This is a genomic window from Rahnella sp. ChDrAdgB13, assembly GCF_017655185.1.
GTDB lineage: Bacteria > Pseudomonadota > Gammaproteobacteria > Enterobacterales > Enterobacteriaceae > Rahnella > Rahnella contaminans.
Genome location: NZ_JAEMGT010000004.1, coordinates 1 through 23,269, shown reverse-complemented (window position 1 = coordinate 23,269; position 23,269 = coordinate 1). Strand labels below are relative to the sequence as shown.

Genomic DNA, 23,269 nt, shown 5'->3' with positions numbered 1-23,269 from the left:
TTCCGGTAGCAATGGCTGCTCCATTTCGTATTGTTTACAGTTATAACGCAACAAATAGTTAACCAGAGGTTGATGACTGTATGCATTACCAGTATGATTCGCCTGTTTTTTATACGGCATTTTTATTGTTAAAGTTAGCAGAGAAAACAGGTCAGCCAATTTGTGGAATCCCGAAAAAGCGCTTTTTACCGAGCTCTATCAGTATCCTGAACATCTTCGTCATACCTTAGAAAATTTACCCGGCAGCAGCGGTGTCTATATTTTTTACGGCGACGATAACGCCTTTCCGCTGTATATCGGTAAAAGCGTGAATATCCGCAGCCGCGTGATGTCGCACTTTCGCAATCCTGCCGAAGCCAAACTTCTGCATATGACCCGCGATATCGAACACATCGAAACAACCGGTGAGATCGGAGCATTGTTGCTGGAATCTGACCTGATCAAAACCCGGCGTCCGTTGTTTAACAAACGCCTGCGCACCGCCCGCAAGCTGTGTTCCATCCGGCTTCAGGGATTAAGTGCGCAAATTGTCTTTAGTGATGACGTGGATTTTTCTCACAGCGAAGATCTGTTTGGCCTGTTTAAAACGAAAATGTCGGCAATCGAGAAAATCCGCGATATCGCCGATCAGGAAAAGCTGTGTTACGGCGCGCTGGGGCTGGAAAAACTGACGAAAAACCGCGCTTGTTTCCGCTTTTCACTGGGCAAATGCGCGGGCGTTTGTTGTGGTAAAGAAACGCCGGAGGCGCATCAGGAACGTCTCAGAAATGCGCTCAGTGCCCTGAAAATCCGCAGCTGGCCATATCCTGGTCGGATCGCTATCGTCGAAGAAGCCAGCGGCCAGACGGATTATCACGTCATCAACCACTGGTTTTATCTGGGCACGGTAAAAACGCTGGAGGCCGCGAAAGCCTTTGATATTGCCGTTCCGCACTTTGACCGCGACAGTTATAAAATCCTCTGCAGGCCGCTATTCGAGACGGACAGTTCGAAAGTGATTTTGCTGGACTGACTGCAATAAAAAAGGCTGCCAACCGGCAGCCTTTCAGTGCATTGCGTCACTGCGCAATGCCCGCGAATTAACGCATAGTCACAAACTCTTCCGCACCGGTCGGGTGGATAGCGACGGTGTTGTCGAAGTCTTTCTTGGTTGCGCCCATTTTGAGTGCGACCGCGAAGCCCTGCAACATTTCGTCCATGCCGTAGCCGATACCGTGAATGCCGACGATTTTCTCTTCCTTACCGACGCATACCAGTTTCATGCGGCACGGCTGACGGTGCTGCGTGACAGCGGTGTACATCGCGGTAAATGCAGATTTGTACACTTTTACGTTGTCTTCGCCGAACTGCTCTTTCGCCTGCGGTTCAGTCAGGCCGACCGTGCCGATTGGCGGGTGGCTGAACACGACGGTGGCGATGTTGCTGTAATCCAGATGTTCTTCCGGTTTGTTGTTGAACAGGCGCTCGGAAAGACGACGGCCTGCTGCGACAGCCACGGGTGTCAGTTCAACCGCACCGGTGTTATCGCCCACCGCATAAATACCTTTTACGCTGGTATTCTGGAACTTATCGACGACGATATACCCTTTTTCGTTGGTTTTCACGCCGGTCGCTTTCAGGTTGAAATTGTCGGTTTCCGGTTCGCGGCCAATCGCCCAGACCAGGCTGTCGACTTCAAATTCTTGACCGTTTTCCAGTTTCAGCGTCAGGCTGCCGTCGGCATTTTTTACCACTTCTTTCGGAATGGATTCTTTATGCAGCGCCGGGCCTTCGGTTTCCATCACTTCCACCAGCGTTTCGACAATCAGCGGATCGAAAGTACGCAGCGGCGCGTGTTTACGCACGAACAGGTGCGTTTCAGCACCCAGCGCGTTCATCACACCGGCGATTTCTACCGCGATGTAACCTGCGCCAACCACGGCAACGCGTTTTGGCATTTCGGTCAGATCAAAGAAACCATCGGAATCGATGCCGAATTCTGCACCCGGAATATCCGGATGGCTGGGACGTCCGCCGGTGGCGATCAGGATGTGATCCGCAGTGATCTTCTCACCGTTCACTTCAACGGTGTGATCGTCAACAAAGCGTGCGAAGCCCTTGATCACGTCCACTTTATTTTTACCCAGTACGTTGTCGTACGAGGTATGAATGCGGTCAATGTAAGCGGTACGGTTGGCGACCAGCGTTTTCCAGTTGAAACTGTTTACGGTGGTATCAAAGCCATAGTCCGGGCCGTAGTTGCGGATCGCTTCAGCGATTTGCGCGGCGTGCCACATCACTTTTTTCGGGACACAACCCACGTTGACGCACGTGCCGCCCAGCTCTTTAGCTTCGATCAGCGCACATTTTTTCCCATACATGGCTGCACGGTTGATTGATGCGATACCGCCGCTGCCGCCGCCAATTGCCAGATAGTCATAATGTTTGGTCATCGGATTTTCCATGAGTTGTCAAAAATGAAGAACGCCATACCGGCGTCGCTAATCTTAAAAATTGCTTGTGAGTTTAGCGCGTGAATGCGTTTTGTCGCAAAGTTTGGATCGATGGCTGCAATAGGTTTGATAGCTGAGACCTTAGAAAAAGGTCTCAGCGAGGGGGAAATCTTTACTTACTCAGGGACAACCCAGTTAACCGTGGTGTGACCGGTGCCGGAAGGCACCAGCACTTTCAGCAGCCACGGCAGCACGTTATTCATCTGCTGCTCGAGTTTCCACGGCGGATTAATCACGATCATGCCGGAAGCCGTCATGCCGCGCTGATCGCTGTCCGGACGCACGCCCAGTTCGATTTGCAGGATACGGCGGATACCCGTTGCTTCGAGGTCACGCAGCATTTTTTTGATTTGCTGGCGCATCACGACCGGATACCACAGCGCGTAAGTGCCGGTGGCAAAACGCTTGTAGCCTTCCTGAATGCCTTTTACCACGTCCTGATAATCGGTTTTCATTTCGTACGGCGGGTCCATCAGGATCAGCCCGCGGCGTGACGGCGGCGGTAACTGAGCTTTCAGCTGCTGATAACCGTCGGCACGCGCAACGCGGGTACGGTCATCTTTCTGGAATTCACTGCGCAGCAGCGGGAAATCGCTCGGGTGCAGTTCGGTCAGGTGCAGTTTGTCGTCTTCACGCAATAGCTGACGGGCAATCAGCGGCGAACCCGGGTAATAACGCAGGTTTTCATTGCGGTTGAAGTGATTGACGACAGACATATACGCCGCCAGTTCTTCAGGAATATCATCACGTTGCCAGATGCGCGCGATACCTTCCAGATATTCGCCGGTACGTTCGGCGTGTTCGCCACTCAGCTGATAGCGCCCGGCACCCGCGTGGGTGTCGAGATAAAGGAAGGGTTTTTCTTTTTCTTTCAGAGATTCAATGATCAGGCTCTGAACGGTGTGTTTAAGGACGTCGGCATGGTTGCCGGCGTGAAAACTGTGGCGGTAACTCAACATAACTTTATCATTCCGGAGTGGCGTATTGCGGACAGTATAAACATTCGGCCTTCAAGTTGCCCGTAAAACGCCGCCATCTTACTTCCCGACCCAGCTGTTCTTAATTTTGAACATGTCTGCGCGGTTAAAACTGATGGAGTAATTGAAGGCTTTGCCGTCCTCCAGCTTGGTGACGCCGGAGACTTTCAGCATCGGGCTACCGGTTTCAATGTTCAGCAATGCGCAGAGCGTTTCGTCGAACAGCGCGGCCTCGATCACCGAATTATAGAATTTAATTTTCCGGCCCGTTTTGTTTTCAATATATTCATATAAAGACGCTTCTTGTAAAACGGCTTCTGGAATTGACGTTATGACAGCGCAGGGAATATACGAGTCTTCAATCAGCACCGGGATATTATCAACCAGCCGGATACGGCGGATATAATGAACGTCTTCATCCGGATGAATATCCAGCTGAGCGGCGATATATTCTCCCGCAGCGATTTTGTTCAACGTAATCAGCTTGCTGGAGACTTTAACCTGATTTTTAAATTCACGCGAAAAACCCAGAATAGAATCGCTGGTGCCGTTATTGAGCAAATAAACGTTATCTTCAATCACTTTGGTGACGTACATGCCTTTGCCGTGGATGCGCTCGATGAAGCCTTCCTGTTCAAGCATATGCATCGCTTTTTGCAGGGTGACGCGCGTGACGTCGTAGTGCGCCGCTAATTCCCGCTCAGAAGGGATTTTGTCCCCGACACGATATTCTTTATTGAGGATCGCCTGTTTCAGGCTGTTTTTAATATCAATGTAACGGGCGGCCATGGCGTAACGCCTTCTTGCAGCGGTTTATTTTCGGGCAGTATAAACAGAACACGCAGAGGTGTCATCCGGGCGCGCCGCCGTGAAAAATGCGCGGCGCGCTGAGGGGCTAACGGAGTTTTATCAGCGCCGGAGCCGGTTGCTCAAAGGCGCGATGCAGAATTTCCATGGTGGTCATGACGTCCTGCTGCGAAATATAAGGCGGTTTTCTATGCACCAGCGTGGCGTAAACCGCGTCGTAAACGCGGCCATAATCGCCGGTACCGGCATTGACTTTTTCAGTGATAATTTCACCGCGCTGATTCTGATATTTCAGCAAGCCGAATTCTGACTCCTGCCCGAAATGAGGGCTGCCCGGCATTATTCCGGCTTTAAGACAGGTTTCCTGCTGGTCGATATTCAGTTTGATAAATGACCCGTTTTCACCGTTAACAATGAATTTCGGATAAGGCTGCATGACCAGATGGCTGCATTTCACGATCGCTTTGATATCGCCGTAATAAAGTTGCAATTCAAACGTATCGTCAGGGTTATTTTTATTCCTGACAGAGCGGATATCGTAATGCACGAATTCCGGTCGGCCGAACAGGCTGACGACCTGATCGATAAGATGCACGCCCAACCCGTAAAATGCGCCATCGGTGAAATCACCGGGTGCGTCAGGCGCATCGGGACGGAAATAGTCGAAGTGGCTTTCGAACTCGACAATTTTCCCAAGCACGCCGCTGTCGATCACTTTTTTAGCGGCTAAAAAACAGCTGTCAAAACGGCGATTCTGGAATGGCGTGACTGTGAGACCCTTTTCTGCGGCCAGGGCAAACAACGCCTGCGCTTCAGCCAGCGTGCGGGTAAACGGTTTTTCGACGATGACGTTTTTCCCGTGCTCCAGACACTGACGGGCGAAATTGTAGTGCGTTTCCGGCGGCGTACACAGCGTCACCAGCCGGATGCTTTCATCGAGCAGAATGTCGTTCAGGCTGTCGGTGAAATGAATGCCCTGATATTCGCTTTCGGCTTCCAGCGCCGGGCGGCGGGTCACATCGAAAATCGTTTTTACGCGAAACGTGTCGCGGCGCTGAAAAACGTAGGGCAAGTGATAACGCGTAGCGCTTTTGCCGAATCCTATAAATGCACTGTTTATCGTCATGATAATAGACTCCCTGTATGAAGGTTTATGCACTGACCTGTGCCACTTTTGCCGGGATTTCGGCTGTTTCAGCCGCCAGTTGTTTCTTTTCCAGCAAACGGAAGAAGGGATAATAAATGATTGTCGAAATAATAATCATGACGCCTGACCAGATTGCCGCGGGAATATTTCCGCCAGTGGCGAAATAGGCATTCAGAAACGGCGGCATGGTCCAGGGGATCTGTAATACCGGGCGGCCAATAATATTAAATTCCATCAGGAAATAAGACATCGTACACAGCAGCATCGGCGTGACAATTAACGGCAACATCATCAGCGGATTGAAAACCATCGGCACGCCGAATATCACCGGCTCATTAATACAAAACAGGGACGGCGCAAAAGACATGCGGCCCAGCGATTTATAATAACGACTTTTCGACATCATCATCGCCAGCACCAAACCCATGGTCGCGCCGGAGCCGCCGGTACAAATGAAGAAGTTATAAAATCCTTCGGCAAAGATATGCGGGATCGGCTGATGGCTCAGATATGCCTGCGTATTTTCGACAATGAATTTCAGGAAGATTGGCGCGGTAATACCCGATAACACGTTGGTGCCGTGTATTCCGCAACACCAAAGCAGTGAAATCAGAAACACCAGAATTAACATCCCCGGCAATGTCCCCAGGCCAATCACCAGCGGGCTGAGGATCATCGTGAAGAACGCGTTGATATCAAAGTGCAAAATCACCCTGACGAACCAGACCAGTGCCAGGCAGACAAACGCCGGGATCACGCTGACGAAAGACTGCAACACCGCAGGCGGCACACTTTCCGGTAGCCGGATATAGATTTTATGCTCAATGAAAAAGCGGATGATATATACCGTCAGTACCGACAAAATAATGGCGGAAAATAACCCCGACGCGCCGAGGTTATCGACGTTCAGCAGGTAATTATCATCGAGCTGCGCCATCAGAAAAACGGCGACGGTAATACCGCTGCACGTCAGCCCGTCGAGTTTGTAATGTTTTGCCAGGTTGTAACTGATGCCGATTGCGGAGATCAAACCAATAATGCCAAATGTGACGATAACCGGTACATTCAGCGCCGTACCAAAAGTGCCGAGATATTCCGTCCAGCCGGGAATAGGCAGGTTGGCGATAATTAAAAACACGCTACCGGAAATAATAAACGGCAATGTCAGCGTGATGCCGTTTCTGACGGCGACCAGAATCACGTTTTCCCCGACTTTCACCAGACAGGGCACCACGCGGGATTCTAAAAACTTCATCATGATATTTTCCCCCCCTTGCCGAATTTGTACTGAGGCAGGAAAGGCCGGTTTACGGCCAGATATTCATCGAGAATTTTCCCGGCAATATCCACGGACGGGATCAGCGGATGCACCGACAGCGCCATTAATGCGGTGGAGTAATCGCCGGTGACAGCGGCTTCAACGGTGAGTTCTTCAAACGCTTTAACGCTCTGGATCAGCCCGCGAACTTTCACCGGCAGGCGGCCATAAGCCAGCGGATGCGCGCCCTGACGGTCAATCATGGCGTTGGTTTCCACCACGCTTTCATCGTCCAGATCGCGCGTTGCGCCCCGGTTTGGCGTATTCACGACGTGGATTTCTTTTTTATCGTTATAAATTGAGCTGATGATGGAACAGGCCGTTTCCGAGTAATACGCGCCGCCGCGGCTTTCCAGCTCTTTCGGTTTGGACTCAAGCTGAGGATTTTTATAAATTTCAAAGAGTTTTCGTTCTATTTCTCGGGTTTGCTCGCCGCGTGTACCGTGCGCTTTACAGTCCTGAAGGCTGTGTTCGACCATTTCCCGGCTGAGATAAAAGTATTTCAGGTACGAGAGCGGAAACAAGCCGAGCGCACGGATAAAATCAGGCGGTAAGCCAATGTCCGGGACATTTTTTAACGAGCTGCCGCCCGCGCTTTTCGCCAGCATTTCAATAAATCCGGCGGTGACGTCCTGACCTTTTACCGCAATCTGATCGGCAAAAATCAGGTGGTTCAGCCCCATTACTCTGGCGTAAACGTCGCGGCGCTCAACGCCGTAAACGCCTGCAACCTCCATCATCATGTTGTTTGCGCCGCTGCAGATACCCAGCGTTTTTATTGGGGAATATTTTTCGATGGCTTCCGTGACAATTCCGGCGGGATTGGTGAAGTTGATCAGCCACGCCTCCGGGCAAAGCCTTTCCATATCACGGCATAAATCCAGCAGGACCGGAATGGTGCGCTGCGCTTTCATAAAGCCGCCCGCGCCGGTGGTCTCCTGCCCGAGAACGCCGTATTTCAGTGGAATGGCTTCATCGTGAATGCGTGCTTCCTGCTGGCCGACGCGTAACTGTGTGGTGACGAAATCCGCGTCAAACAATGCTTCGTTGCGGTTGGTAGTGAGGTGAACCGTCATCGGTAATCCTGATTTCTTCACCATGCGCTTTGCCAGTTCCCCGACAATTTTCAGCTTCTCCGCGCCCGCGTCGATATCCACCAGATAGTAATCGGTGACCGGTAATTCATCGTACCGGCGGATAAAACCTTCAATCAGTTCCGGCGTGTAACTCGATCCGCCGCCCAGCGTGACAATCTTGAGTTTTTTCATTTTCGTTTCTGTCCATGATGTGATTTTTCGAGAGAGCTTAACTGGCATATGCCAGATGAAAAATAACACGATTAACCCTGCTGTAAATAAGGTTTATCTGACGGGCAGAACTCATGATGAAAAATGCGAGGCGGATCCAAATTGAGAGTGATGTTTGAGATGTGAGTTATTGATGCGGTTAATAACTTCTTCTGAGCCGACGAATTTGCCCGGCCCATTGATTTCGCCGCAACTTGACCGCATGTTAGAAGTTACGTCATCTTTAAGACGACCCGAATTCACGGCGTGGTGCGCCTCAGGCGCATCAAACCCACCCGAATTAACGAAGGACTGGCCCTATGACTGAACAGCAAAACGCGTCGAACAATCCGCTCTTAACACCGTTCTCCCTGCCGCCTTTCTCTGCGATCAAACCCGAACATATCGTCCCTGTGATGCAATCTGCGATCGAAGAAAGCCGCCAGACGATTGAACGCGTGGTCGCTCAGGGCGCGCCTTATACCTGGGAAAATCTGTGCCAGCCGCTGGCGGAAAGCGACGACCGTCTGAGCCGTATCTGGTCGCCGGTCGGGCATCTGAACGCAGTCAAAAACAGCCCGGAACTGCGTGAAGCGTACGAGCAATGTCTGCCAATTTTATCTGAATTCAGCACCTGGACCGGGCAGCACGCCGGTTTGTATCAGGCTTATCGCGATTTAAAAGACAGCGAGCATTTCACTACGCTGTCCGTTGCGCAGAAAAAAGCGATTGATAACGCGCTGCGTGATTTCGAGTTATCCGGCATTGGTTTGCCGGTCGAAAAACAGAAACGCTACGGCGAAATTTCGGCGCGTCTGTCTGAGCTGGGTTCGACGTACAGCAACAACGTGCTCGATGCCACGATGGGCTGGAGCAAGCTGATTACCGATGAGGCCGAACTGAAAGGCCTGCCGGAAAGCGCACTGGCGGCGGCGAAAGCGCTGGCCGAATCGAAAGAACAGGAAGGCTGGCTGCTGACGCTGGATATCCCGAGCTATCTGCCGGTGATTACCTATGGCGAAAACCGTGCGCTGCGTGAAGAAATGTACCGCGCGTTCGGCACCCGTGCGTCCGATCAGGGCCCGAATGCCGGTAAATGGGACAACAGCGAAGTGATGGCAGAGATTTTGTCGCTGCGTCACGAGCTGGCTCAGCTGTTAGGTTTTGATTCCTTCGCGGATATGTCGCTGGCCACCAAAATGGCCGAAAGCCCGAAACAGGTGATTGATTTCCTGAGCGGTCTGGCGACGCGTGCCCGCCCGCAAGGCGAACGTGAACTGGCGCAGCTTCGTGCTTTTGCGAAAGAACATTTTGGCGTGGACGAAATGGAAGCCTGGGATTTGCCGTTCTACGGCGAAAAACAGAAACAGCATCTGTTCTCCATCAATGACGAGCAACTGCGTCCGTATTTCCCTGAACAACGCGCGCTGGAAGGGCTGTTCGAAGTGGTGAAACGCATTTACGGCATCACCGCCAAAGAACGCAAAGACGTGGAAACCTGGCACAAAGACGTGCGCTTCTTCGATTTGTTCGATGAATCCGGCAATCTGCGCGGCAGTTTCTATCTCGACCTGTATGCCCGCGAACACAAGCGTGGCGGAGCCTGGATGAACGATTACGTCGGCAGTATGCGTAAAGCCGACGGCAAACTGCAAAAGCCGGTCGCGTATCTGACCTGTAACTTCAACGGCCCGGTCGGCAATAAACCGGCGCTGTTTACGCACAACGAAGTTACCACGCTGTTCCACGAATTCGGCCACGGTTTGCATCATATGCTGACCCGCATCGACACGCCAGGCGTTGCCGGGATTGCCGGTGTGCCGTGGGATGCCGTCGAACTGCCAAGCCAGTTTATGGAAAACTGGTGCTGGGAGCCGGACGCGCTGGCGTTCATCTCCGGGCATTTCGAAACCGGCGAACCGCTGCCGAAAGAGATGCTGGATAAAATGCTGGCCGCGAAAAACTATCAGGCGGCGCTGTTTATTCTGCGTCAGCTGGAATTCGGTCTGTTCGATTTCCGCATGCACGCGGAATATGACCCGGCAAAAGGCGCGCAAATCCTGCAAACCCTGGCAGAAATCAAGAAGCAGGTTGCGGTTGTGCCGTCACCAAGCTGGGGACGCTTCCCGCACGCCTTCAGCCATATCTTTGCAGGCGGTTATGCGGCGGGTTACTACAGCTATCTGTGGGCAGAAGTGCTGTCTGCTGATGCCTATTCCCGCTTCGAAGAAGAAGGGATTTTCAACCGCGAAACCGGGCAGTCGTTCCTGGATAATATTCTGTCGCGCGGCGGTTCCGAAGAGCCGATGGAGTTGTTCAAACGCTTCCGCGGGCGTGAGCCGCAACTGGATGCTATGCTGCGCCATTACGGTATCAAAGGATAATTTCTGCCTGTGAGTGTGTGTTTACTCTGTGAAGAAGGCGCCGATGAAGGCGCCTTATCTGTTCTGGCGCAGCGCTGGAATCTGACGTCCGACCCGGATGCCGTGATGGCGCTGGTGCTGACGCCTGAGCGTCTGGAATTACGCAAACGCGACGAGCCAAAACTCGGTGCCATTTTTGTCGATTTCGCCGGCGGCACGATGGCGCATCGTCGTAAATTTGGCGGCGGACGCGGTGAGGCGGTGGCAAAAGCGGTCGGCATCAAAGGCAGTTATCTGCCGGATGTCGTCGATGCCACCGCAGGTCTGGGCCGCGACGCGTTTGTGCTGGCCTCTCTGGGCTGCAAAGTGCGGATGCTGGAACGCAATCCGGTGGTGGCGGCTTTGCTCGACGACGGGCTGGCGCGTGGCTATCGTGATGCGGAAATCGGCCCGTGGCTGCGTGAACGCATGACGTTGCTGCATGCTTCAAGCCTGACTGCGCTCTCTGAGCTTTCGCCAAAACCGGAAGTGGTGTATCTCGACCCGATGTATCCGCACAAACAGAAAAGTGCGCTGGTGAAGAAAGAGATGCGCGTGTTTCAGGGGCTGGTTGGCCCGGACGAAGATGCCGATGGCCTGCTGGAACCTGCGCGCAGGTTAGCGACCAAAAGGATTGTAGTGAAACGCCCTGACTATGCGCCACCGATGGCGGACATCGCCGCGCAGGCTGCGGTTGTCACGAAAAGCCACCGGTTTGATATTTATACGCCGCTGTAAATTCCCATAAAAAAAGAGGTGCCACTGGCACCTCTTTCTCATCAACGCGCAGACGTCGCGTCTTACGCTTCTTCTTCCTCGTCACGCAATGGCACGATCAGCATGTCGATATGGACGGTGTTGATCAGCTGGCGTGCGGAGGACATCAGCTTGCTCCAGAAATCCTGGTGGTGGCCGCACAGCACTAAATCCACGCCGTATTTGTTGATGGCATCGACCAGCACCTGGGCTAAATCACCGCTGCCGCTCAGGGTTTCTGAAATCGGGTAACCGGCGTTTTGCGAAAGCTCGTTCAGCGCGTGGTGCGTTTCTTCGGAAATACGTTTCTGCATGTCGCCCAGGTTCACGTCAATCAGGCCGGTGTAGAGGTCTGAATAGTTCACATCAACGTGGATCAGGGACACCTTGGCGTTATACGGACGCGCCATGGAAACCGCTTTCTCGACTAAAACTTTGCTCTCAGGTGAGAGGTCAACAGCAATCAATATGTGTTTGTAAGCCATAAGAAAACTCCTTCCATAAGTCAGTTAAAAGCTATATCAGCATCATGCGAATGTCATGACGTCAGTATAGCGCCAAAATGGTGAGACAAATCAAGCATACAGATCCCATTTCCTAATCTGACAATCTATAGATACAAATAATATGAACACTTACAGATTCGTTTCCTACACTCAATAATGCAGGCTTCTCCTGCTTTAGCATTCTTCTGTGATAAGAAAAGAGGGCGGGCGAACGTTGCCCGGGGGTGTGAAATCGCGGAAAGGCAGGGCGAAACGTCGGGTGTGCGGCAGATTTTGAGCGGCATTGCGCGGTGTCAGTTCGCCTTGAGGGGGAATCATGATCAGTCCCGTTGCGCTGTTTTGGGCTTTATGTTTTGTGTGTGTGGTGAATATGCTGCGTTATTACTCGTCTTTGCGCGCGTTGCTGGTGGTGCTGCGGGGCTGTGATCCGTTGCTGTATCAGTACGTGGACGGCGGGGGATTCTTTACTTCCCACGGCCAGCCCGGCAAGCAGATAAGACTGGTTCGCTATATTTATGCTCAGCGCTATGTTGAACATCACGACCCTGAGTTTATCCGCCGGTGTGAAAGAGTACGCGGCCAGTTTGTCCTGACGACATGTCTGGTTGGACTGATTCTTATCAGTATGATGGCCATGTTGATCTGGTACTGACACGTCTAAAATCGTTGCGAGGAAAGTGTGAAAAAGGGAATAAAAAAAGGCGACCGGTTCTGAGAACAAGGCCGCCTTTTTTACATCCGTGCCTGAGCACGCAGGTTTATCAGATAAGCTTCAGCGCAATCCAGTACAACACGCCGGAAAGAACAATCGACACGGGCAGGGTTAAAATCCACGCCATAGCGATGTTTTTCACGGTTTTAGACTGAACACCGCCGCCATCCACAATCATGGTACCTGCAACCGCAGAGGACAACACGTGCGTGGTGGAAACCGGCATACCGGTGTAACTGGCCACACCGATAGACACCGCTGCCGTCATCTGCGCAGACAGGCCCTGAGCGTAGGTCATGCCTTTCTTACCAATCTTCTCACCGATGGTGGTCGCAACGCGCTTCCAGCCAATCATGGTACCCAGCGCCAGCGCCAGCGCGACCGCGATGATGATCCAAATCGGGGCATATTCGACAGTTTGCAGAATGTCGGTTTTCAGCTCGCCGAGGAAGCGTTTATCCGCCGCGGAAGTTTCCGGCAGTTTAGCGACTTTATCGGCAGTATCAGAAACACACATTAGCAGGCGGCGCATGTGGCTGCGTTCTTCCGGTGCCAGATCGCTGTAAGACTGAAGATTAGTCAGCAGTGTCTGCGCACGGCCAATCGCATCAAGTGCGTGGCTGCTGTCGCAATGGAACACTTTTGTCTCATCGGCTGGTGCGATATTGACGTCCGGTGCAGGCACCAGAGGCGTCTGCGCCACAACGTGTGGCACCGCATCAACATGCTGCGAATAATACTGGCCGAGGTGCGTCACGGCGTCGCGGGTACGGGCAATGTCGTAACCGGTCGCGCTCATGTTCACCACGAAACCTGCCGGAGCCACGCCAATCAACACCAGCATGATCAGGCCGATACCTTTCTGACCATCGTTCGCACCGTGAGAGAAACTCACGCCGATTGCGGACAGAATAAGGCCAATACGGGTCCAGAATGGCGGCTTCTTCTTGCCGTCTTTCTTTTCACGTTCTGCTGGCGTCAGGTGGATACGGGCGTGTTTTTTATTCCCGCTCCAGTAGCGACGCAGCAGGAAAATCATGGTTCCCGCCATAATCATCCCGACCAGCGGTGAGACGATCAGTGAGGCGAAAATGCCAATCATTTTCGGGATGTTTAACGCATCAACCACTGACGTGTGGGTCATCAGCGCGTTAGTCAAACCCACGCCGATAATAGCGCCAATGAGGGTATGGGAGCTGGACGCCGGCAGACCAAAATACCAGGTGCCGAGGTTCCAGATGATCGCCGCCAGTAACATAGAGAACACCATGGCAAGGCCATGCGCGGAACCTACATTCAGCAACAAATCGGTTGGAAGTAAATGGACGATGGCATAGGCCACGCTCAAACCACCGAGCAGGACGCCAAAGAAGTTAAATACCCCTGCCATCACGACCGCTAATTGCGAACGCATTGCCCGGGTGTATATGACGGTTGCTACTGCGTTGGCCGTATCATGGAAACCGTTAATGGCTTCATAGAACAGAACAAACAGTAACGCGAGAATCAATAACGAACCGGTATGAATATCCAACCCGGCAAATAGATGCAGCATAATTGTTACGCCAGTTAGTGGTCATGAACGCCGCGCATTATCTGCGAGAACAGGGGGACGGGAAAAGGAAAATATGACATTTTTTTGACTAAAAACAGTTCAATATTTGGCTTTGTTTCAATTTATTTTTTATATATCAAAATCTTATTCCTCGTTTAGGCGCTGAAACATTTACTTACGACGTTCAGAAAACCACCTCTCCGGCTGGTTTAAGGGGCGTCTGTCCCTTACAATCCGCGTCGCAATGCGGCTAAAGCCCATTGGCACAGGGGGAAGCCCTGTCTAAAACGTAGCTGAAATTTCCGGTAAGAGAGGCCAAAAGTGGAACAGGTTGATGTGGTAGTCATTGGTGCGGGTGCGGCAGGCATGTTCTGTGCAGCGCAGGCCGGACAGGGTGGCTGCCGGGTTCTGCTGCTGGATAATGGCAAAAAAACCGGACGAAAAATTCTGATGTCGGGCGGCGGTCGCTGCAACTTCACCAATCTGTATGCCGAACCGGCTGCCTATCTTTCAGAAAACCCGCATTTCTGTAAATCCGCGCTGGCGCGTTACACCCAGTGGGATTTCATCGATCTGGTCAACCGCTACAACATCGCCTGGCACGAGAAAACGCTCGGCCAGCTTTTTTGCGATGATTCAGCGACACAAATTGTGGCGTTGCTGGATAAAGAATGTGAACGGGGGAATGTCGATGTGCGTCTGCGCAGCGAGATTTCAGACGTTCAGAAAACCGAAGATGGCTTTATTATCAAAGTGAATGGCTCAACTGTAAGTACTCACTCACTTGTGGTTGCCAGCGGCGGACTTTCCATGCTGGGGCTGGGCGCGTCGCCTTTCGGTTATCGTCTGGCCGAACAGTTTGGCCTGAAAGTGTTACCGACCCGCGCCGGTCTGGTGCCGTTTACGCTGCACAAGCCGCTGCTCGAGCATTTACAGACGCTTTCCGGCGTCTCCGTGCCCGCTGTGCTGACCGCGGAGGATGGCACAGTGTTCCGCGAAAGCATTCTGTTTACGCATCGCGGGATGTCCGGCCCGGCGGTTCTGCAACTTTCCAGCTTCTGGCAGCCTGGCGAGTTTGTGAGCGTTAACTTACTGCCTGATGTCGATCTGGCGGCGTTTCTCAATGCACAGCGGCAGGAACACCCGAACCAGAGCCTGAAAAATACGCTGGCGATGCAACTGCCTAAACGTCTGGTGGAATGTCTGCAAACGCTCGGGCAACTGCCGGACGTCACGCTGAAACAGCTGAACGTGCCGCAACAGGCCGAACTGGTTGAGCAATTGCAAAACTGGCAGGTTCAGCCGAACGGCACCGAAGGTTACCGCACGGCGGAAGTTACGCTAGGCGGCGTCGATACGCGCGAACTTTCCTCCAAAACCATGGCCGCGGCAAAAGTGCCGGGTCTGTATTTTATCGGCGAAGTCGTGGATGTGACCGGCTGGCTGGGCGGATACAATTTCCAGTGGGCGTGGAGCTCCGCCTGGGCGTGCGCGCAGGACCTGATTTCCCGACCGAAGGGCGCGAAATAGCCACATGACAGGGGGATTTCACCGTTTCTTCATTTTGTCCCCCCTGTTTCTGACATCCTGCGGGACGTTATCTGACATGCAGGTGAAAGAGCATCCCGATGCCGTGCGGGCGCTGGCCTGTTCGGGCGATCTCGATGAGATGGTTAATGGCGTTGTCCGCCAGTATCAGAAAAAAGAGAAAGCGGCTGGCCTTGCGATAGGCATTATCAGAAACAACGGCGAGGCCAGAACCTGGGGCTACGGCTACACTAATTCCACCCACAGCTACAGAATCGACGGGGAAACCCTGTTCGCGCTGGGTTCTGTGAGTAAAGGCGTGACCGGCGAAGTGGTGGCCGGGCTGGTCAATAAAGGCCAGTTGCGCTGGGACGATAAACTTTCCGATTTGCTGCCGAAAAATATCCCGCTGAGCGAGGATGCGAAAAACATCACGCTGTTGCAGCTGGCGACACACACGTCCGGTCTGCCGCGACAAAACATGAATAAAGACATGCTGGAGAGTTTTCTCCGCTATCTCTACACCGGCGACAATTTCTATCACGAGCTGGACAGCGATTCCGTCGTCAACGATCTGTCAGGGTTTACAAAGCCGGAGAAGCGCGAGCCGCAGTATTCCAATTTAGGCTACGCGCTGTTGGGGTATATTCTCAAACTGAAAACCGGCGAAGACATCCAGCAACTGTCTTATGATTTTATTTTCCGCTCGCTGAAGATGGATAACACCAGTTTTTATGCGACGCGCCTGAAAGACTATCCTTACCGCGCCATCGGGCATGCGGGCGATCAGCCGAAATTTATCCCGCGCGGCGAAGTGGTGCCTGACTGGCATTTCTCCAATAACATGGTGGCCGCCGCCAGCCTGTACAGCAATGTGGACGACCTGCTTAAGTACCTGCGTGCTCACATAGATGGCTCAAAAAATGGTGATCTCAACATGGCGATCAGCGACACGGAAAAAGTATATTTCCAGCGAGCTATCGAGGCGGCCAATATCGCGTGGGTGACGGATCACATCAGCCATCAGACGATTACGTATCAGGTCGGCTATATCGGCGGTTATTCCAGTTATATTGGTTTTGATAAAAAACATCAGAATGCCGTGGTGGTATTACAAAACACCTTTAACTGGAGCAATTATATTGGTCATGATCTTTTGCTGAGAATGGCGATGGCCGATGATTATCGCGGGTAATGCCATTGATATTGTTTTCGTGAATGTGCGCGTGCTGAATAATCTGACTGATTTATGTAAATAAAAATTTTTACACATTAGAATTCAGAAGGGGGGATTGTTTCATAACAGTTTTATAGTTTCTTTCCGACAGTCTTGCGCCGAATCAGATATTTCTTTTCCGAAAATAATATAACCTGCCTGAAAATTATCACGCCCTGCGGGGACTCTCTTTTCGCAAAGGACTGTTATGTTCTCCCTGACTCGTAAAAAAAACGCATGCCTTGCCGGCTTACTGATGTTGTCCGGCGCAGCCGTTGCCGCTGATCCCGCACCGGTTGTCACTACGGAACCTGCCGTGACGTCGGCACCTGAAAAACCGGCTGCTGTTGCTGCCGCCGAAGCTGCTCCGGCAGCGCCTGAGAAACCGGCACCGTTTGTTGCCACTGAACCTGCTCCGGCAGCGCCTGAAAAACCGGCACCTGTTATTGCCACTGAACCTGTTCCGGTAGCATCTGAAAAATCCGCCCCCGCTGTTACCGAAATTCCGGCTCCGCTGACCGTTTTACCGACATCGGCAGCCACCGTTCCTGCGGCGAAAGAAGAATCGAAAGCGCCGGTAAAACCTGTGTTCAGCCTCGACAGCGAAGAGCAGAAACGGGCTTACGCCAGCGGTGTCGCGATGGCGCGTTATATCGAAGAACAGATTGAGCAGCAGAAAGCGCTGCACATCACCATGAGCAAAGACATCATGCTGGCCGGGATCGCAGACACCTTTAATAATCAGGTGAAAATGAGCGATCAGGATATTCACACGACGCTGACGGCGTTTGATGAACAGGTCAAAGTCCTGACGAAAGCGGAAATGGATAAAAAGAGTGCCGCGGATAAAGCCTTCCTCACTGATTTCGCCAAACAAGATGGCGTGAAAAAGACCAAACAAGGTTTGCTGTACTTGGTTAAAAACAAAGGCGAGGGCAACGTACTCAAAGATACCGATACGGTTGAAGTTGGCTATCAGGGCAAACTGGTGGACGGCACCATTGTAGACGGCCCGCAGGTTGAGAATGCCAATCAAGTCTTCCGCGTGGCGAATATGCCGCCGGTTCTGCGCGACAGCGTAAAACTGATTCGCAAAGGCGGTGAGATTCAGGTGGTCATTCCGCCTGTTGCCGTTGAAAACGCCAGTGACGCAAATCGGCCGGACGTAGTGGTGATCTACACCATTACCGTGGTGGACGTAAATAAAGCACAGTAATCCGGATGAATAAGAAAGGGCGCCCTTGTTTATACAGAGGGCGCCCTTTTTTGTGTCAGAATTTTTTCAGAACAAGGCATTAGCCCTGGTGCACCGCAATATAGCGTTCAAACTTAGACGGTTTCAGCTGACTGAGATCCACCAGAACCAGCCCGTCGATGCAGTGGTTGAATTCCGGGTCGCTGCCGAAATCAATAAACTGCACGCCGCCGGTTTCGCAAAGTTCTGAATACTGCTTATACAGCGCCGGAATACTGCAACCGAGGTTTGCCAGCAGACGTTTCAGACGCTGCAAATCTTCCTGATAGTCATCACCGCAAAACTGTGCGAGCACGTCGGGCAAAGATGCCGGATAAGGGCGGCGTGACGTCGCCAGCGGCAGCGCGGGCGCGAAATACAGGCGATAAAAGGTGACCAGTAAATCGCGTGCGGCCAGCGGTAAGCCGCCGGAAATCGACACCGGGCCAAACAGGTAACGCGTTTGCGGATATTTCGCCAGATACGCGCCGATGCCGAGCCACAAATAATCCAGCCCGCGTTTGCCCCAGTACGCTGGCTGAATAAAGCTGCGTCCGAGTTCAATGCCCTGCGCGAGAATCGGGTCCATCTGATGGCCGTACTGGAACAGGCTCTGGCTGTAAATGCCGTTCAGGCCTTTGCTGGCGACCTGTTCGGCGGTCGGGATAAACCGGTAAGCGCCGACGATTTCCAGCGCCTGCGGATCCCACAACACCAGGTGATAATAATCGTCATCGTAACCGTCGAGATCGCGACGACGGCCGCTGCCTTCGCCTACGGCGCGGAACGCAATTTCGCGCAACCGCCCCAATTCGCGCAGTATCGGCACGTAATCTTCGCCGTGGCGGCGATAGAGATAAATCATTTTGCCGTCGGGTGTTTTGCCCAGCACTTCACTGGCTTCCAGCGCATGTTTCAGCACGGCGCGGTCTTCTGCGCGGGCAATCGACGTTTCGGTATGAAACAGCTCAGGCTTTCCGCTGCCAAGGCGATACACGTGTTTTCGGAAACGCGCGGCCAGATCGCCCGCCGTCATTTGTCCGTCGTGCCAGCTGGAATAAGGAATGCGCGCGCCGATTTTCAGCGTCAGGCTGTTACCGCGTTGCCCGAACATTTCATGAACCAGCAATAACGTGCTGAGCGGGCGGTAAATCATTGAGCTGAGATAAAACAGCGCGCTGTTGCTGCCGCCGATATGCACCGGAACTACCGGCGCACGGGCTTTGGCAGCAAGGCGGATAAAACCGGTATGCCATTTGCCGTCGCGCACGCCTTTCGAACTCATGCGTGACACTTCACCGGCCGGAAACACAATCAGCACGCCCTGATTCACCAGATGCTCCTGCATCAGCGTGACCTGATTGCGTCGGGTGCGATTGCCCATATTATCAACCGGGATCATCAGGCTGCCGAGCGACGTCACCAGCGACAGTATCTGGTTCGCGACCACTTTGACGTCAGGGCGTACAGACGCCACTGCGTGCAATAATGCCAGCCCGTCGAGCGTTCCGATCGGATGGTTGGCGACGATAACTACCGGCCCGTAGCTTGGGATTTGTTCCCGGTCGCGTTCCGTCAGTTCACAGCGAATATTAAAATGCTCCAGCACCTGTTCGGCCATATCAATGCCTTTCAGATGCTGATGTTGTTCGGCAAAGCGGTGGAATTCTTTTTCGCGGAACAGGGCTTTTAGGAGACGGCGTTGCCAGGAAGGGGTCTTGTGCTGCGGGTCGAGATCCTGAAACAGGGTATCCATGCTGAACATAGGATGTCCTCCGGTTGAAGTCATCTGACCATAGTCAGCCGGTGTGACAGTGATGTGTCAGTAAAATGACAGAATAACGAACCTTTCCGGCGCTGAATTATTTCCGTATAGTGCCCGCGCCGGACTATAGTGTGTAGGTAAAATCAACAACTCAGGGGAGGGAATTCGAAATGGACAAAAAACCTGTTCCTGATTTATTGCTCCCTATGTCAAAACCGACTAAAGCCATTAATAAACTCATTGCGGCTTTCCGCACGGCGTCCGCCCCTCTTGAGATAAAGGGAAAAGAGTCTGTTATTGAACTGAACCCGGTAAAGGAACAGGCAAAAGTAGTTTTAGTATTAGACGGCGCGCTGAATATTTACCGTACTGCCGATAACTTACGTTTTGTCAGAGCCGCTGCGCCAAATCTATTTGGCATGCAGGGTTCACCGTTCCGCTATAACCTTTATCAGTTCAGAAGTGAAAAAGGGGCGGTACTCGAAACGTTACCTTTTTCCCGCGCGATGGAACTTGTCAGCGAACATCAGTTGTTCAAAGAAGTCCTGCATTTCCAGACGTACCTCAGTGACTTTCAGGCCTACCGGACCAATTTGCTGATCAGCAAATCAACGTATCAGATCGTCTGCGCTTTCCTGTTTGAACTGGAATTGATGCCGCCTGAGCAACGGTTACGCACCAGCGTTTTTAATTATATTCATGAGCATACTCACCTGGCCCGTAGCGGTGTGATGAAAATTTTGTCCGATTTACGGCAGGGTGAATATATTAATATTGAGAACGGCAAGCTTATTGCGATCCTCAAAAAATTCCCTCGGGAATATTAATACATGCAACGGTGTTGTTTAATTTTCCAGACAGGCGACGCCTTCTAAATTATCCTTAGATAATTAATCGGTGTCTGGCTGGTTATTGTTACCGGCATTGATGTTCGATGACGGTGATAGTGCCGGTATTCCAGCACGATATCGTTGTTTCGGTCGACAAAATCCATCCGGCTGCCCGCCAGCGTGCACATATCGGCAACCGCAGAGGCATCCCGCTGTTTCGAAAGCGGCGTACCGATGGGGTAATCAAAACTGATATTCGCCGTGACTTCATTCTGGTCAGAATTACCTTGTTTATATCCCGCACCGATCGTCACCAAAGGCACCGGCGTGTAATCCATGCCCAGCGTCACAGAGGTCGGGTCTTCCTCAAAACTGTCGGTGCCAAAAAGCGCAACCTGATTGCGGATAACAAGGTAAATAGATCGGGAGCCGGACGTTCTTCGTCATTATCGAAGTCCGCTGACGCTTTCCACGCAGACAAAGGAATAGAATAGTTTCCGCTAAGTTTTAAGAAATTCGTGCACACTTCAGAACCTAAATGGCCGGGTTCTCCATTATCCAGAAAGGTAGCGGTTCCGGGGCTCTTAAATCGGTGTTTCAATTTGTTGCTAAAACAACCTATTGCTAATAAAGTCCAAGACTCATTTACGGCTTTGCAACATGCCAGAACCTTCTTCGTGAGACGTCGATTTCCATGCCTGCTCCCGCTTTGCCCGAAAGTTCGTCTTCAAAAACCACATTACGGATCCTCTCCATTCTGGTTTTCAACTTTGCTAACTACCTGACGATCGGCCTGCCGCTGGCGATTCTGCCTGGGTATGTCCACGATCATCTCGGTTACAGCGCGTTCTGGGCGGGGCTGGTGATCAGCTTGCAATACTTCGCGACGCTGCTGAGCCGTCCGCACGCCGGGCGTTACGCCGATAAAGTCGGGCCAAAGCGCGTGGTGATGCTCGGGCTCAGCGGCTGCCTGCTTAGCGGCGTGTTCTATTTGCTGGCGTTATGGATGGACGCGTCACCGGCGGCCAGCCTGACGCTGTTGTGCGTCGGGCGTTTACTGCTGGGCGCGGGACAAAGTTTTGCCGGAACCGGTTCGACGCTCTGGGGCATCGGCGTGGTCGGCTCGCTGCATATCGGCAAGGTGATTTCGTGGAGCGGGGTGGTGACGTATGGCGCGATGGCAATTGGCGCGCCGCTCGGTGTGGGGATTTTCAGCCTAGGCGGCCTGACGCTGTTGTCGGTGTGCATTATTCTGGTAGCGCTGACGGCGTTACTGGTGGCGTGGCGTAAACCGCCGGTCGCGGGGAAACCCGTCACGCAAATTCCGTTCAGCCAGGTGCTGGGGAAAATTTTGCCCTACGGCATGATGCTCGCGCTGGCTTCCACCGGCTTTGGGGTGATCGCCACGTTTATCACCTTGTTTTACGATGCTAAAAACTGGTCCGGCGCAGCGTTCTCGCTGACATTTTTCAGTGCAGCGTTTGTCGGCATGCGGTTGCTGTTCCCGAATTGTATCAACCGCTTTGGCGGCTTACGCGTTGCACTGGCGTGCTTCGTTGTTGAAATCATGGGGCTGATCCTGGTCTTTTTCGCACCGACGGCGCTGGTCGCCATGGGGGGCGCATTCCTGACGGGCGCAGGCTTCTCGCTGGTCTTTCCGGCGCTCGGCGTGGTGGCGGTTAAGAAATTGCCGCAGGACAATCAGGGCAGCGCGCTGGCGACCTATTCTGCGTTTCTTGATTTGTCACTGGGAATTACCGGCCCGCTGGCGGGAATGCTGATGGCGCAGGCCGGAATTGATTCGATTTACCTCGGTTCTGCGTTGCTGGTGTTTATTGCAATGGCGCTGGTTCTGCGGCGTTTACCGCGCGAAACCAGCGCCTCTGTCAGGACAGATTAAACGCCGCGGATGCGCCCCATATGCAGCGTATCCACCAGTTCGCCGTCGCGCAGGGCGTAGTACGGGCTGCGGCCTTCAATGCTAAAACCATACTTCTTGTACAGCCCGATGGCTGCCTCGTTATCGGCATACACCGTCAGTTCGACGCGTTTCACCTGCAACCATTTGTCGCAGAGTTCCAGCGCCGCTTCAAGCAACTTGCTGCCCACACCACGCCCCTGAAAGCCGGTATCCACGCCAATCCCGAAGGTCGCCACATGACGTCGCCGCCACGGTTGCTCGACCATCAGCGTGAGATTACCGACGAGTTTGCCGTCAATGCAGGCCACCAGCGCGAATCTTCCCGGCGCAGAGTTTGCCAGACGGTCTTCCCATAGCGAGGCGGGCGGATAAGGGAGCTGGAGAGTGTCGCTGTAAACAGGAACCTGAGCGTATAGGTGCTGAAGCGCCTCTGCATCTGCGGCTTCAGCGTGACGTATGACTATTTCGCTCATGGCGACACTCCTCTTTTTATGGTTACTGTTTGAATATCCTCTACATTTATCAGGAATAGGAAAACTGTCAATCGAATGTTTGGTGAAAAAAAATGCTTTACAAGTGCGAATGATAATGATTATTATTGCCATGCGTTCCGGGGATGGCCTCACACCAAGGTCAAACGGGTCCCCATGAATGCACGACATTGCTCACATTGCTTCCAGTATTACTTAGCCAGCCGGGTGCTGGCTTTTTTTTTCCTTCCTATTTCGCGCTGTGGATGCGTTGGCTGCGTGCGCTCACCCGAATCACATACTTATGTATGCTCATCGGGATTCACTTTCTTGCCGCCTTCCCACAAC

21 protein-coding genes are annotated in these 23,269 nt (G+C 52.7%); 9 read left to right on the top strand and 12 right to left on the bottom strand.

The genetic code is table 11. The features are described 5' to 3' along the window. Positions 1–160 precede the first annotated feature (160 nt). Positions 161–1,012, top strand: a complete 852-nt coding sequence (gene cho / locus J8X26_RS02390; RefSeq protein WP_208950056.1) for an excinuclease Cho — start codon at positions 161–163, stop codon at positions 1,010–1,012. 67 nt (positions 1,013–1,079) lie between these two features. Here the strand turns inward: cho and gorA are convergent, their stop codons facing one another. From gorA to J8X26_RS02360, 6 genes are all read right to left on the bottom strand, one after another. After that, positions 1,080–2,432, bottom strand: coding sequence for a glutathione-disulfide reductase (gorA, locus tag J8X26_RS02385; protein WP_208950055.1), 1,353 nt, complete (start codon positions 2,430–2,432; stop codon positions 1,080–1,082). A 176-nt stretch (positions 2,433–2,608) separates the two neighbouring features. Continuing rightward, positions 2,609–3,451: a 23S rRNA (adenine(2030)-N(6))-methyltransferase RlmJ gene (locus tag J8X26_RS02380; protein WP_013573521.1), complete on the bottom strand. Its 843-nt coding sequence runs from the start codon at positions 3,449–3,451 to the stop codon at positions 2,609–2,611. Positions 3,452–3,529: 78 nt separating this feature from the next. Further along, positions 3,530–4,258: a GntR family transcriptional regulator gene (locus J8X26_RS02375; RefSeq protein WP_208950054.1), complete on the bottom strand. Its 729-nt coding sequence runs from the start codon at positions 4,256–4,258 to the stop codon at positions 3,530–3,532. 106 nt (positions 4,259–4,364) lie between these two features. Continuing rightward, complete coding sequence (locus tag J8X26_RS02370) at positions 4,365–5,402, bottom strand: oxidoreductase (RefSeq protein WP_208950053.1); 1,038 nt, start codon at positions 5,400–5,402, stop codon at positions 4,365–4,367. 25 nt (positions 5,403–5,427) lie between these two features. Continuing rightward, positions 5,428–6,681, bottom strand: a complete 1,254-nt coding sequence (locus tag J8X26_RS02365) for a PTS sugar transporter subunit IIC (RefSeq protein ID WP_208950052.1) — start codon at positions 6,679–6,681, stop codon at positions 5,428–5,430. Further along, complete coding sequence (locus J8X26_RS02360; RefSeq protein ID WP_208950051.1) at positions 6,678–8,009, bottom strand: 6-phospho-beta-glucosidase; 1,332 nt, start codon at positions 8,007–8,009, stop codon at positions 6,678–6,680. The genes J8X26_RS02365 and J8X26_RS02360 overlap by 4 nt, the downstream gene beginning before the upstream one ends. 338 nt (positions 8,010–8,347) lie before the next feature. Between J8X26_RS02360 and prlC the strand changes: the two genes are divergently transcribed. Both prlC and rsmJ read left to right on the top strand, forming a co-directional pair. After that, the gene (gene prlC, locus J8X26_RS02355; RefSeq protein ID WP_208950050.1) at positions 8,348–10,411 is read left to right on the top strand and encodes an oligopeptidase A; all 2,064 of its coding nucleotides are present in this window, start codon (positions 8,348–8,350) and stop codon (positions 10,409–10,411) included. Between the two features lie 9 nt (positions 10,412–10,420). Further along, positions 10,421–11,167 (top strand): 16S rRNA (guanine(1516)-N(2))-methyltransferase RsmJ, encoded by a 747-nt coding sequence (gene rsmJ, locus J8X26_RS02350; protein ID WP_152327586.1) that lies wholly within the window; start codon positions 10,421–10,423, stop codon positions 11,165–11,167. Positions 11,168–11,229: 62 nt separating this feature from the next. On the opposite strand, the gene uspA is transcribed toward rsmJ, so the two are convergent. Beyond that, positions 11,230–11,670, bottom strand: coding sequence for a universal stress protein UspA (gene uspA, locus J8X26_RS02345; RefSeq protein ID WP_014333460.1), 441 nt, complete (start codon positions 11,668–11,670; stop codon positions 11,230–11,232). 337 nt (positions 11,671–12,007) lie between these two features. Between uspA and uspB the strand changes: the two genes are divergently transcribed. Then, entirely contained in the window at positions 12,008–12,343 is a 336-nt protein-coding gene (uspB, locus tag J8X26_RS02340; RefSeq protein WP_152327585.1) for a universal stress protein UspB, read from the top strand. Positions 12,344–12,452: 109 nt separating this feature from the next. On the opposite strand, the gene pitA is transcribed toward uspB, so the two are convergent. Next, a complete protein-coding gene (gene pitA / locus J8X26_RS02335) occupies positions 12,453–13,958 on the bottom strand; it encodes an inorganic phosphate transporter PitA (RefSeq protein WP_152327584.1) in 1,506 nt (501 codons plus the stop codon). 321 nt (positions 13,959–14,279) lie between these two features. On the opposite strand from pitA, the gene J8X26_RS02330 reads away from it, so the two are divergent. The 3 genes from J8X26_RS02330 to J8X26_RS02320 all read left to right on the top strand — a co-directional run bounded on the left by J8X26_RS02330 (position 14,280) and on the right by J8X26_RS02320 (position 17,917). Continuing rightward, positions 14,280–15,488: an NAD(P)/FAD-dependent oxidoreductase gene (locus tag J8X26_RS02330; protein ID WP_208950049.1), complete on the top strand. Its 1,209-nt coding sequence runs from the start codon at positions 14,280–14,282 to the stop codon at positions 15,486–15,488. A gap of 4 nt (positions 15,489–15,492) precedes the next feature. Next, a complete protein-coding gene (locus J8X26_RS02325; RefSeq protein WP_208950048.1) occupies positions 15,493–16,680 on the top strand; it encodes a serine hydrolase in 1,188 nt (395 codons plus the stop codon). Positions 16,681–16,909: 229 nt separating this feature from the next. Further along, positions 16,910–17,917 (top strand): FKBP-type peptidyl-prolyl cis-trans isomerase N-terminal domain-containing protein, encoded by a 1,008-nt coding sequence (locus J8X26_RS02320; RefSeq protein ID WP_208950047.1) that lies wholly within the window; start codon positions 16,910–16,912, stop codon positions 17,915–17,917. 79 nt (positions 17,918–17,996) lie between these two features. Here J8X26_RS02320 and J8X26_RS02315 read toward each other — a convergent pair whose 3' ends face one another. After that, a complete protein-coding gene (locus J8X26_RS02315; RefSeq protein ID WP_165060924.1) occupies positions 17,997–19,700 on the bottom strand; it encodes a lysophospholipid acyltransferase family protein in 1,704 nt (567 codons plus the stop codon). A gap of 170 nt (positions 19,701–19,870) precedes the next feature. Here J8X26_RS02315 and J8X26_RS02310 point away from each other — a divergent pair, with 170 nt between their 5' ends. Further along, positions 19,871–20,527: a helix-turn-helix domain-containing protein gene (locus tag J8X26_RS02310; RefSeq protein ID WP_152327579.1), complete on the top strand. Its 657-nt coding sequence runs from the start codon at positions 19,871–19,873 to the stop codon at positions 20,525–20,527. 44 nt (positions 20,528–20,571) lie between these two features. On the opposite strand, the gene J8X26_RS02305 is transcribed toward J8X26_RS02310, so the two are convergent. Further along, complete coding sequence (locus J8X26_RS02305) at positions 20,572–20,937, bottom strand: inverse autotransporter beta domain-containing protein (RefSeq protein WP_307803239.1); 366 nt, start codon at positions 20,935–20,937, stop codon at positions 20,572–20,574. Continuing rightward, complete coding sequence (locus tag J8X26_RS28035) at positions 20,877–21,056, bottom strand: inverse autotransporter beta domain-containing protein (RefSeq protein ID WP_193333200.1); 180 nt, start codon at positions 21,054–21,056, stop codon at positions 20,877–20,879. The genes J8X26_RS02305 and J8X26_RS28035 overlap by 61 nt, the downstream gene beginning before the upstream one ends. A 168-nt stretch (positions 21,057–21,224) precedes the next feature. Between J8X26_RS28035 and J8X26_RS02295 the strand changes: the two genes are divergently transcribed. Continuing rightward, the gene (locus tag J8X26_RS02295; protein WP_208950045.1) at positions 21,225–22,430 is read left to right on the top strand and encodes an MFS transporter; all 1,206 of its coding nucleotides are present in this window, start codon (positions 21,225–21,227) and stop codon (positions 22,428–22,430) included. Here the strand turns inward: J8X26_RS02295 and J8X26_RS02290 are convergent. Further along, entirely contained in the window at positions 22,427–22,924 is a 498-nt protein-coding gene (locus tag J8X26_RS02290; RefSeq protein WP_152327576.1) for a GNAT family N-acetyltransferase, read from the bottom strand. The genes J8X26_RS02295 and J8X26_RS02290 overlap by 4 nt on opposite strands. Between the last annotated feature and the right edge of the window lie 345 nt (positions 22,925–23,269).